Source organism: Prevotella sp. HJM029 (genome assembly GCF_000599605.1).
GTDB lineage: Bacteria > Bacteroidota > Bacteroidia > Bacteroidales > Bacteroidaceae > Prevotella.
In genome coordinates this window covers 1-566 of record NZ_AZHT01000067.1, presented here as the reverse complement: position 1 = coordinate 566, position 566 = coordinate 1, and the positions used below count along the sequence as shown (strand labels likewise).

General features: G+C 41.7%; 1 protein-coding gene. It reads right to left on the bottom strand.

Translation table 11 applies throughout. From position 1 onward, the window contains the following. The coding region (locus X919_RS0104920) for an IS256 family transposase (protein WP_028899246.1) at positions 1-505 on the bottom strand (505 nt) is incomplete at its 3' end. Positions 506-566: the final 61 nt, after the last annotated feature.

The window sequence follows — 566 nt, the reverse complement described above, 5'->3', positions numbered from 1 at the left end:
AATGGATGGCATCCAGCCAGCATATTGCATATACAGGATCAAGCATTCGTGAACGCCATGACTTGATTTCAGGCAGTACTCTGTCTGTGATGGAACTGATGGTTTCTGCAGATAGTTTGGTATCAAACTCACGCTCAAAATACTTGCTGATATCGCGAGTACTTGTACCAAAAGCATACATGTTTATAATCTGATCCGCTATACCTTCTGCAAGGATAGTTTCACGTTTTTTGATAGTCTGAGGTTCAAAGGAACCATCACGGTCACGAGGTGTCTCTACAGTGATCTCACCATAGCATGTCTGCACTTGCTTAGGCATTTTACCATTACGGCGATTGCCTTTTGAGCGTTCATCAATAGAGAGATGAGCATCCATCTCACCTTCAAGGGCAGCATTTAAAATGCGCTCCAACATTGGTGCCAAAGCACCATCCTTACCAAATAACGGCTCTCCCTTACGAAGCTGCTCAGCAGCTTGCTTGTAATCAATTTCATTGTTGTCCATAATAAATAAACTGTGTAAAACTAATTTTATTGTAGCATGACACTGTTTACTTTACACTCTC